Raw genomic sequence first — 10,785 nt, 5'->3', positions numbered from 1 at the left:
CCCGGCTCACGTCTTCTAACCAACACGCCGCCCCCGCGGGCCCCCCCCCCCGGCCCCCCCCCCGCCCCCACCCTCCCGAAAGCCCCCACCCACAAGCCCGCCCCGCAGGGGCCCCTCACCCGTCCGTCCGCGCGATCAGCAGGAGCAACGCGTCGTCCCGCAGCTCCCCGCCGGTGTGCGCCAGCAGGTCCGCGTACACCCGGCCCACCGCGGCCTCCAGCTCCCCCTCCGAGCGCGCGGCTCCCCGCACCAGCTGCCCGACCCGCTCCGCCAGCGGGTAGAACTCCCCGCTCGTGCGGTGCCGCGCCTCGATCACCCCGTCCGTGCAGAGCACCAGCACGTCCTCCTCGCCGAACGGCTGCCCCCAGGTGGTCGGCTCCCCCGCCGCCAGCCGGCCGAGGCCCAGCGGCACCCAGGGGTCGGGCGCGTGCAGCACCTGCGCCCGCCCCTCGGGGTCCACCCGGATCGGCGGCACGTGGCCGTACTGCAGCAGTTCCATCGCCCCCGGCGTACGGAACTCCGCGAACAGTGCCGTGGTGAACTCCCCGTCCGGCACGTGCCGTTCGACGCTGGCCTCGATCCGCGCCGCGACGCCCCGCAGCCCGGGCTCGTCGTAGGCCGCCTCGCGGAACGCGCCCAGCACCACGGCCGCGGTCTGCACCGCCGCCAGTCCCTTGCCCCGGACGTCCCCGACCGCGACCCGGGTGCCGTGCGGCGTCTCCAGCACCGAGTACAGGTCGCCGCCGATCCGTGAGGCGTCCGCCGCCGACACGTACCGCACCGCGAGCCGCAGCGGTCCGACGGTCGGCCCGGGCAGCTGCAGCAGCGCCCGCTGGGCGGCCTCGGCGACGGAGCTGACGGCCGCGAAGGCCGCCGCGCGCCGCATCCGGATCTTGGCGACCCAGGCCGAGAACAGCGTCAGGACGACGTAGCTGACCATCGCCCCGTACAGGAAGCGGGCGTCGTTGATGTTGTCGACCTCGTCGTAGTGGCTGAGCCCGAACACCGTGACCAGCCCGAACGCGCAGACCACGAGCAGCTCGCCGGGTTTCAGGGTCAGCGCCGCGATGGTCGGCACCACGGTCATCAGCGGGGCAAGGTAGCGGTCCTTGCCGGAGAGGAAGTCCGCGAGCCCGACCAGCAGGACGGCGATCAGCGCCGGCGTGGCGCGCCGCCAGAACGGGACGTCCTGGAGGTCGGCGGCGAGCAGGGCGCCGCGCTGCCGGTCCGGCGGCAGTCCGGCTGCCGTGGGGGCCGAGGGAGACTGGGCGCGGCGGAGCGGAAACACATATCGAACATAAGGGACGATCACGGAGGAGGCCCGACCGGCCCGGCTCCCCGCGCTGCGGAGCATTCCGCCCCGCCGTCTCCGGGAATACCCTAGAGGGGTATGGTGTTGTCGCAAGAGCCGTTGCCAGCGCCGCGTCCCGGACGAACACCCGGGCCGCCCGGACCTCCCGGAGGCCTCCGATGTCCACCACCGTCACCTACACCGTGTCCGGCATGAGCTGCGGCCACTGCGAGAAGGCGATCAGCGAGGAGGTCTCCGCGCTGGCCGGGGTCACCGGGGTCGCCGCCGACTCCACCGCCGGTACCGTGACGATCTCCTCCGCCGCCCCGTTGGACGACGAGCAGGTGCGCGCCGCGATCGACGAGGCCGGCTACGAGCTGGTCGGCCGCAGCGCCTGACCCACCCGGCACGGCGGGGGCGCCGCGGCGCCCCCGCCGGCCGCCCGACCGAGGAGCTGATCCGCATGAGCACGTCCACCCCGGACCTCGGGGCCCGGGACCGGGTCGAGCTGTCGATCGGCGGGATGACCTGCGCCTCCTGCGCCGCCCGGATCGAGAAGAAGCTCAACCGGATGGACGGCGTCGAGGCCACCGTCAACTTCGCCACCGAGAAGGCCCGGGTCGACTTCGGCCCCGGCACCACGGTCGAGGAGCTGATCGCCACCGTCGAGCGCACCGGCTACACCGCCGAGGTCCCCCCGCCGCCGGCGCCCGCCGCCCCCGAACCCGAGCGGACCGCTCCGACCGGGCACCCCGACACCCTGCGGGACCGGCTGCTGATCAGCACCGTCCTCAGCGTCCCGGTGGTCCTGCTGTCGATGGTGCCGGCCCTCCAGTTCGACAACTGGCAGTGGCTGGCCTTCGCGCTCACCGGCCCGGTCGTGGTCTACGGCGGCCTGCCCTTCCACCGCGCCGCCTGGACCAACCTGCGGCACGGCGCCGCCACCATGGACACCCTGGTCTCGCTCGGCACCCTGGCCGCCTTCGGCTGGTCCTGCTGGGCCCTGTTCCTGGGCCACGCCGGCATGCCCGGGATGCACCACGACTTCTCGCTGTCCGTCGGCGACACCGACGCCTCCGCCACGCTCTACCTGGAGACCGCCGCCGCCGTCACCGTGCTGATCCTGCTCGGCCGCCACCTGGAGGCCCGCTCCAAGCGCCGGGCCGGCGCCGCCCTGCACGCCCTGCTCGACCTCGGCGCCAAGGACGTCGCCGTCCTGCGGGCCGGCCGGGAGGTACGGCTGCCGGTGGACCGGCTGACGGTCGGCACCCGCTTCGTGGTCCGCCCCGGCGAGAAGATCGCCACCGACGGCGTGGTGGTCGAGGGCGCCTCGGCCGTGGACGCCTCGATGCTCACCGGCGAGTCCGTCCCGGTCGAGGTCACCGTCGGCGACGCCGTCACCGGCGCCACCGTCAACGCGGGCGGGCGCCTGGTGGTCGAGGCCACCCGGGTCGGCGCCGACACCCGGCTGTCCCGGATGGCCCGGCTGGTCGAGGAGGCCCAGAACGGCAAAGCCGCCGCCCAGCGGCTGGCCGACCGGATCTCCGCCGTCTTCGTCCCGGTCGTCATCCTGATCGCCCTGACCACCCTGGTGGTCTGGCTGCTGGCCACCGACAGCCCCACCGAGGCCTTCACCGCCGCCGTCGCCGTGCTGATCATCGCCTGCCCGTGCGCCCTGGGCCTGGCCACCCCGACCGCGCTCATGGTCGGCACCGGCCGCGGCGCCCAGCTCGGCATCCTGATCAAGGGCCCCGAGGTGCTGGAGACCACCCGCAAGGTCGACACCGTCGTCCTCGACAAAACCGGCACCGTCACCGCCGGCCGGATGGCCCTGGTCGCCGTGCACACCGCCGAGGGCGTGGACCGGGCCGAGGCGCTGCGACTGGCCGGCGCCGTCGAGCACGCCTCCGAGCACCCGATCGCCCGGGCGGTCGCCGAGGCCGCCGCCGAGGTCGGCGAACTGCCCGCCGTCACGGACTTCCGCAACGTGCCCGGACGGGGCGTGGAGGGGGTCGTGGCGGGCCGCACGGTGGTCGCCGGGCGCGAGGCCCTGCTGGCCGACCGCGCACAGCACCTGCCGCCCTCCCTGGCCCGCGCCAAGTCCGCCGCCGAGGCGGCCGGCCGCACCGCGATCGCGGTCGGCTGGGACGGCGAGGCACGGGCCGTGCTGGAGGTCGCCGACGCGGTCAGGCCGACCAGCGCCGAGGCGATCGGCAAGCTGCGCGCACTGGGCCTGACCCCGGTGCTGCTCACCGGCGACAACCGGGCGGTGGCCGCGGCCGTGGCGGCCGAGGTCGGCATCGCGCCGGAGCACGTGATCGCCGAGGTGCTCCCCGAGGACAAGGTCTCCACCGTCAAGCGGCTGCAGGCCGAGGGCAAGGTCGTGGCGATGGTCGGCGACGGCGTCAACGACGCCGCCGCGCTCGCCCAGGCCGACCTGGGCCTGGCGATGGGCACCGGCACCGACGCCGCCATCGAGGCCGGCGACCTCACCCTGGTCCGCGGCGACCTGCGCTCGGCGGCCGACGCCATCCGGCTCTCCCGCAGGACCCTGGGCACCATCAAGGGCAACCTGTTCTGGGCCTTCGGCTACAACGTGGCGGCGATCCCGCTGGCCGCGGCCGGCCTGCTCAACCCGATGATCGCGGGTGCCGCGATGGCCTTCTCCTCGGTCTTCGTGGTCACCAACAGCCTCCGGCTGCGCCGCTTCCGGCCCGCCTGAGCCCGTACGTGCGGCGGGCCCCGACCGGTTACCGGTCGGGGCCCGCTGTCCGTCTCGACGCCCGGCGGCTCAACGCCCCAGCAGCTCGCCGCCGTTGCAGTGCAGGATCTCGCCGGTGATGAACCCGGCCTCGGGCGAGGCCAGGAAGTGCACCGCCGCCGCGACCTCGCCGCTCTCGCCGATCCGCCCGAGCAGGGTGCGGGCGGCCCGGCGGGCGACCTCGGCCTCGTCCAGCCGCGGCCCGAAGAACTCGGTGCCCGCGACGGTGCCCGGCGCGACGATGTTGGCGGTGATGCCCGAGGTGCCCAACTGGGCGGCCAGGAAGTGGTTCCAGGCGTGCAGCGAGGCCTTCGCAGCGCCGTACGAGCCGGCCCCGCGCAGGGCGGCGATGGAGCTGACGGTGACCACCCGGCCGGAGCCCGGGGTGAGCCGGTCGCGGACCGACTCGGTGAGCAGCACCACGGTCAGCACGTTTCGCTCGAAGTCGCCGCGCCAGCGCGCCAGCAGGGCGTGCGGCCCGCCGCCGACCACGGTCTCGCGGCTGCCGGCGTTGTTGATCAGGACGTCGATGCGCTCGGGCAGTTCGGCGAGCGCGGCCTCGACGGCGTCCGGGTCGGCGAGGTCGCACACCAGCGGGGTGACGTTCGGTCCGAGGTCGGCCGCGGCCTTCTCCAGGACCTCCCGGCGGCGCCCCACGATCATCACGTGGTCGCCGGCCTCGACGAACCGCCGCGTGACTTCGTACCCGATTCCCGTGCCACCGCCGGTGACGACGACGTTCCTGGCCATCTGCGCACTCCCTCCCCAGTTCCGCCGTCGCGCGGCGAATGTGCGCGACGGTCCGTACCGGAATGCCACGATTCCTATCACGCTCGGTTGCCGTGACTGCGGGGAGGGTGACGTCCCGCGCGAGCGAAGGTGTGATATGGGCGTGGTACGACGCGCACACGGAGCGTGGCGAGAGGCAGCTCACACCCCCCGGGCGTAACTTCTCGCACCCTGATACGTCTTAGGTTGGTAGTGCGGCAGTTTTTCCGATGGGCGGGGACACGCTGAACGGCAATGTGTCCCCGCGCTTCCAGGACTGCCGCCGACGGGGCTCCGGCGGGCCCCGGGAACGGTCGTCGAACCCGACGGCCTTCGCGCACGACGCCGGGGTTCTGGCGGGCCTGGGACGCTTTGAGCGGCCGTCCCCGGCTGCGGCCGACCCCGGAGTCGTGCGCCGTACGGTTCCGTCCCCGCGCGGGCCCTCGGGCGCGCCACCGGGACGCGAAGGGGCCCGGCCGCTCGACAGCGGCCGGGCCCCTCTCAGCTTCCGCGCGGGCCGGTGGTCGGCTCCGCCACGGTCAGCGGGCGTCCAGCGGGACGTAGTCGCGGATCGCGGTGCCGGTGTAGATCTGGCGCGGACGGCCGATCCGGCTGGTCGGGTCGTTGATCATCTCGTGCCAGTGGGCGATCCAGCCCGGCAGCCGGCCGAGCGCGAACAGCACGGTGAACATGCTGGTCGGGAAGCCCATGGCGCGGTAGATCAGGCCGGTGTAGAAGTCCACGTTCGGGTACAGCTTGCGCGAGATGAAGAAGTCGTCCTTGAGGGCGTGCTCCTCCAGCTTGAGCGCGATGTCCAGCAGCTCGTCGCTCTTGCCGAGCTGGCCGAGGACCTCATGCGCGAGCAGCTTGACCTGGGCGGCGCGCGGGTCGAAGGCCTTGTAGACCCGGTGACCGAAGCCCATCAGCTTGACGCCGGCTTCCTTGTTCTTCACCTTCGTGATGAAGGCGTCGACGTCGCCGCCGTCCTTCTGGATGCTCTCCAGCATCTCCAGCACGGCCTGGTTGGCGCCGCCGTGCAGCGGGCCCCACAGGGCCGAGATGCCGGCCGAGATCGAGGCGAACAGGTTGGCGTGGCTGGAGCCGACCAGGCGCACGGTGGAGGTCGAGCAGTTCTGCTCGTGGTCCGCGTGCAGGATGAGCAGCTTGTCCAGCGCGTTGACGACGACCGGGTTGAGCTCGTAGTCCTCGGCGGGGACGGCGAAGGTCATCCGCAGGAAGTTCTCGACGTAGCTCAGGTCGTTGCGCGGGTAGACGAAGGGCTGGCCCATCGCCTTCTTGTACGCGTACGCGGCGATCGTCGGCAGCTTGGCGAGGAGGCGGACCGTCGACAGGTGGCGCTGGGCCGCGTCGAACGGGTTGTGGCTCTCCGGGTAGAACGTGGACAGCGCGCCGACGACCGAGGACAGCATGGCCATCGGGTGGGCGTCCCGCGGGAAGCCCTGGAAGAAGCGCTTGACGTCCTCGTGCAGCAGGGTGTGCTGGGTGATCTCGCGGTTGAACTCCGCCAGCTGGTCCGCGTTGGGCAGCTCGCCGTTGATCAGGAGGTACGCGGTCTCGATGAAGCCGCCATCGGAGGCGAGCTGCTCGATCGGGTAGCCGCGGTACCGCAGGATGCCGTTGTCACCGTCCACGAAGGTGATCGCGGACTTGTACGCGGCGGTGTTACCGAAGCCGTTGTCCAGGGTGACCAGGCCGGTCTGCGGGAGCAGCTTCGAGATGTCGAAGCCGGAGTTGCCCGCAGTGCTCTCGACGACGGGGTACTCGTACTCGCCGTCCTGGTACCTCAGTACTACCGAGTTGTCGCTCACGTCTTCCTCACCGACGAAATGAATCCTCTTCCAAGGTGCCCTGACTGTCTCTACCATCCCCCATCCGGAGGACAGTCGCGCACCCGGGGTGGCCCGAAAGGGCCCGCCCCTACAAAACCTGCCGCCGCAGCCGGTACGAACCGGACAAGATCGGCACCACCCTAGGCTCTGCCGTAAATCTCTTCACGTCAAGAGAACATTAGAGGCAACCATCCCGTTGGATAATCATCCAGCTGTCAGTCGATGGTCGAGCGCGGTGTGCCTCCGACCTGCGCTGACGGCCCGGACCGCCTGCCCGATCGCCTTGCGTGACCCCACCAGCACCACCAGTTTCCTCGCCCTGGTCACAGCGGTGTAGAGCAGATTTCGCTGGAGCATCGTCCAAGCGGACATGGTGACCGGAATCACCACGACCGGGTACTCGCTGCCCTGCGAGCGGTGGATCGTCACCGCGTACGCGTGGGCCAGCTCGTCCAGTTCGTCGAAGTCGTACGACACCTCCTCGTCCTCGTCGGTGAGCACCGTCAGCCGCTGGTCGTCGACGGCGAGGGCGGTCACCACTCCCACTGTGCCGTTGAAGACGCCGTTGCGCCCCTTGTCGTAGTTGTTGCGGATCTGGGTGACCTTGTCCCCCACCCTGAACGTGCGCCCGCCGAAACGGCGTTCGGCCAGCCCCTCCCGGGCCGGCGTCACCGCCGCCTGGAGCAGGGTGTTCAGGTTCCCCGCGCCGGCCGGGCCGCGGTGCATCGGCGCCAGCACCTGCACGTCCCGGCGCGGGTCGAAGCCGAACTTCTGCGGGATCCGGCGCGCCACCACGTCCACCGTCAGCCCGGCCGCCCGCTCCGCGTCGTCCTCGGCGAACAGGAAGAAGTCCGCCAGACCGTCCGTCAGCGGCGGCCTGCCCTCGTTGATCCGGTGCGCGTTGGTCACCACCCCGGACTGCTGGGCCTGCCGGAAGATCCTGGTCAGCCGCACCGACGGGATCGGCCCGCCCTCGGCCAGCAGATCCCGCAGCACCTCCCCGGCACCCACCGAGGGCAACTGGTCCACGTCCCCCACGAACAGCAGGTGGGCCCCCGGCGGCACCGCCTTGACCAGCTTGTTCGCCAGGATCAGATCCAGCATCGAAGCCTCGTCGACCACCACCAGGTCCGCGTCCAGCGGCCGGTCCCGGTCGTACGCGGCGTCCCCGCCCGGCTTCAGCTCCAGCAGCCGGTGCACCGTCGAGGCCTCCACCCCGGTCAGCTCCGCCAGCCGCTTCGCCGCCCGGCCGGTCGGCGCCGCCAGCACCACCTTGGCCCGCTTCGCCAGCGCCAGCGTCACGATCGACTTCACCGTGAACGACTTGCCGCACCCCGGACCGCCCGTCAGCACCGCGACCTTCTCGGTCAACGCGAGCCGCACCGACTGCTCCTGCTCCGGCGCCAGTTCGGCCCCGGTCCGCTTCGCCAGCCACTCCAGCGCCACCGGCCAGTCCACGTTCCCGAACCACGGCATCCGGTCCGCGTCCGACCGCAGCAGCCGGACCAACTGGTTGGCCAGCGAGATCTCCGCCCGGTGGAACGGCACCAGGTACACCGCCGTCACCGGCTCGCCGCCCTCCCCCGGGACCGCCTCGCGCACCACCCCCTCCGCCGCCACCAGCTCCGCCAGGCAGTCGATCACCAGCCCGACGTCCACCTGGAGCAGCTTCACCCCGTCCGCGATCAGCCGCTCCTCCGGCAGGAAGCAGTGCCCCTGGTCGGTGCTCTGCGACAGCGCGTACTGCAGGCCCGCCTTCACCCGCTCCGGGCTGTCGTGCGGAATGCCCACCGCCTGGGCGATCCGGTCCGCCGTCAGGAAGCCGATGCCCCACACGTCCGAGGCCAGCCGGTAGGGCTCGTTGCGCACTACCCCGATCGAGCCGTCGCCGTACTGCTTGTAGATCCGCACGGCCAGCGAGGTGGACACCCCGACCCCCTGCAGGAAGACCATCACCTCCTTGATGGCCTTCTGCTCCTCCCAGGCCTCCGCGATCTTCTTCGTCCGCTTCGGCCCCAGCCCCGGCACCTCGATCAGCCGGCCCGGCTCGTTCTCGATCACCTCCAGGGTCTCCACCCCGAACCGCTCCACGATCCGCTCGGCGAACCGCGGCCCGATCCCCTTGATCAGCCCCGAGCCCAGGTACCGCTGGATCCCCTGGACGGTGGCGGGCAGCACCGTGGTGTAGTTCTCCACCGTGAACTGCCGCCCGTACTGCGGGTGCGAACCCCACCGCCCGTGCAGCCGCAGCGACTCGCCGACCTGCGCCCCCAGCAGCGCGCCCACCACCGTCAGCAGGTCGTTCCCGCCCCGCCCGGTGTCCACCCGGGCCACCGTGTAGCCGGTCTCCTCATTGGCATAGGTGATCCGCTCCAGCACGCCCTCGACCTGCGCGAGCTGGAGCGGCACCTGCTGCCCGGACTGCGCCGCCTGCTTGCTCACCGGACCCCCTTCGACCGGTACGGGTGGATCAATGCCGCTACGCACCGTACCGCCCCGTACCGACAGCCCCGGAACCGTTGCCTGCCGTGCACCGCCCCGGCCGAGGTGCCAGGCTGGGAGGAACCGAGGGGGACCGCCGTCGACCGCGCCCGCCCGGGCCCCGTCCGAGGAGCAGTGCCGCCATGCTCAACACCGACTTCCGCCCCGGTTCCCCGGACTGGCTCGACCTGAGCAGCCCCGACACCCGCGCGTCCGTCGACTTCTACACCACGCTGTTCGGCTGGACCTTCGACTCCGCCGGCCCCGAGGCCGGCGGCTACGGCTTCTTCCAGCTCGACGGCCGGACCGTCGCCGCCCTCGGCCCGCTCCCCGACGAGGCGACCCCGCCCGGCTGGACGCTCTACTTCGCCACCGAGGACGCCGACCGCACCACCGCCCTGGTCGAACAGGCCGGCGGCCGCGTCCGGTACGCCCCCTTCGACGTCTTCACCGCGGGCCGGATGGCCGGCTGCACCGACCCGACCGGCGCCGACTTCGCCGTCTGGCAGCCGCACGACACCCGCGGCCTGGACCTCGTCACCGAGGAGGGCAGCCTCTGCTGGGCCGAGTGCTACAGCGTCGACGCCGAACGCGCCAAGTCCTTCTACCGCGCCGTCTTCGACTGGCAGGAGCAGGACGTCCCGCTCGGCGAGGTGATGTACACCGTCCTCACCCCGGCCGGCGGCGGCACCGACGACGCCCACGGCGGCATCATGCAACTCGGCCCCGAACACACCGCGCGCGGCACCGGCTCGCACTGGCTCCCCTACTTCGAGGTCCCCAACACCGACGCCAGCCTCGCCATCGCCGCCACCCTCGGCGCGACCGTACGGATCCCGGCCATGGACGTGCACGGCGTCGGCCGTCTGGCCCAACTGGTCGACCCGCACGGCGCCGTCTTCGCCGTCATCACCAGCACCAAGCCCGGGGAGTGACGGCCGATGGGGCCCACGACCCTCGGGACCCACGGCCCTTCAGAAGGGCCGTGAAGGGGTGCTACGGGCGTAGACAGGGTGTGGTGGCCGCCTCGCATGCTTCTAGTCTCTGATCATGACTGAAACGGCTGTTCTGACGATCCGACGGGCCACCGCCGACGACCTGCCGGCGATCGTGGCCATGCTGGCCGACGACCCGCTGGGCGCCACCCGCGAGAGCCCCGACGACCTCACCCCCTACCGCGCCGCCTTCGCCCGCCTCGACGGCGACCCCCACCAGCACCTGGTCGTCGCCGACCGGGCCGGCCGCACCGTCGGCACCCTGCAGCTCACCGTCGTCCCGGGCCTCTCCCGGGCCGGCGCCACCCGAACGATCATCGAGGGCGTCCGCATCCACGCCGAGGAACGCGGCAGCGGACTGGGCACCGACCTCATCCGCTGGGCCGTCGACCGCTCCCGGGAACTCGGCGCCGACCTCGTTCAGCTCACCTCCGACGCGACGCGCACGGACGCGCACCGCTTCTACGAGCGGCTCGGCTTCACCGCCTCGCACGTCGGGTTCAAACTCAAGCTCTGACAATCGCTCAAGCTCTGAGAATCGCCGGGAAATGCGAAGAACCCCCATCCGGATCCCGGATGGGGGTTCTTCTGAATAATTGTTCGGCGGCGTCCTACTCTCCCACAGGGTCCCCCCTGCAG

Annotated in this window: 8 protein-coding genes; 4 read left to right on the top strand and 4 right to left on the bottom strand. The window is 72.2% G+C overall.

Features of this window, described 5'->3' with window-relative positions; genetic code table 11:
* Window positions 1-115: 115 nt before the first annotated feature.
* On the bottom strand, window positions 116-1,288 hold the full coding sequence (locus ACGFSC_RS41805) for a PP2C family protein-serine/threonine phosphatase (RefSeq protein WP_359910549.1): 1,173 nt from the start codon (window positions 1,286-1,288) through the stop codon (window positions 116-118).
* A gap of 182 nt (window positions 1,289-1,470) precedes the next feature.
* Between ACGFSC_RS41805 and ACGFSC_RS41800 the strand changes: the two genes are divergently transcribed.
* Window positions 1,471-1,689: a cation transporter gene (locus ACGFSC_RS41800; RefSeq protein WP_359910546.1), complete on the top strand. Its 219-nt coding sequence runs from the start codon at window positions 1,471-1,473 to the stop codon at window positions 1,687-1,689.
* Between the two features lie 65 nt (window positions 1,690-1,754).
* On the top strand, window positions 1,755-4,013 hold the full coding sequence (locus ACGFSC_RS41795; RefSeq protein WP_359910544.1) for a heavy metal translocating P-type ATPase: 2,259 nt from the start codon (window positions 1,755-1,757) through the stop codon (window positions 4,011-4,013).
* Window positions 4,014-4,082: 69 nt separating this feature from the next.
* Here the strand turns inward: ACGFSC_RS41795 and ACGFSC_RS41790 are convergent, their stop codons facing one another.
* From ACGFSC_RS41790 to ACGFSC_RS41780, 3 genes are all read right to left on the bottom strand, one after another.
* Window positions 4,083-4,802, bottom strand: a complete 720-nt coding sequence (locus ACGFSC_RS41790) for an SDR family oxidoreductase (protein ID WP_359910541.1) — start codon at window positions 4,800-4,802, stop codon at window positions 4,083-4,085.
* A 557-nt stretch (window positions 4,803-5,359) separates the two neighbouring features.
* Entirely contained in the window at window positions 5,360-6,649 is a 1,290-nt protein-coding gene (locus ACGFSC_RS41785; RefSeq protein ID WP_359910538.1) for a citrate synthase, read from the bottom strand.
* A gap of 225 nt (window positions 6,650-6,874) precedes the next feature.
* Window positions 6,875-9,112, bottom strand: coding sequence for an ATP-dependent RecD-like DNA helicase (locus ACGFSC_RS41780; RefSeq protein WP_359910536.1), 2,238 nt, complete (start codon window positions 9,110-9,112; stop codon window positions 6,875-6,877).
* A 182-nt stretch (window positions 9,113-9,294) separates the two neighbouring features.
* On the opposite strand from ACGFSC_RS41780, the gene ACGFSC_RS41775 reads away from it, so the two are divergent.
* Together ACGFSC_RS41775 and ACGFSC_RS41770 are read left to right on the top strand one after the other, a co-directional pair.
* Complete coding sequence (locus ACGFSC_RS41775; protein ID WP_359910533.1) at window positions 9,295-10,086, top strand: VOC family protein; 792 nt, start codon at window positions 9,295-9,297, stop codon at window positions 10,084-10,086.
* Window positions 10,087-10,201: 115 nt separating this feature from the next.
* On the top strand, window positions 10,202-10,663 hold the full coding sequence (locus ACGFSC_RS41770) for a GNAT family N-acetyltransferase (protein ID WP_359910530.1): 462 nt from the start codon (window positions 10,202-10,204) through the stop codon (window positions 10,661-10,663).
* Window positions 10,664-10,785 lie beyond the last annotated feature (122 nt).

Source organism: Kitasatospora sp. NPDC048715 (assembly GCF_043198905.1).
Classification (GTDB): domain Bacteria; phylum Actinomycetota; class Actinomycetes; order Streptomycetales; family Streptomycetaceae; genus Kitasatospora; species Kitasatospora lactacystinica.
Note: the sequence above shows the minus strand (reverse complement) of the source record. Positions and strands in the feature narration are given on the sequence as shown.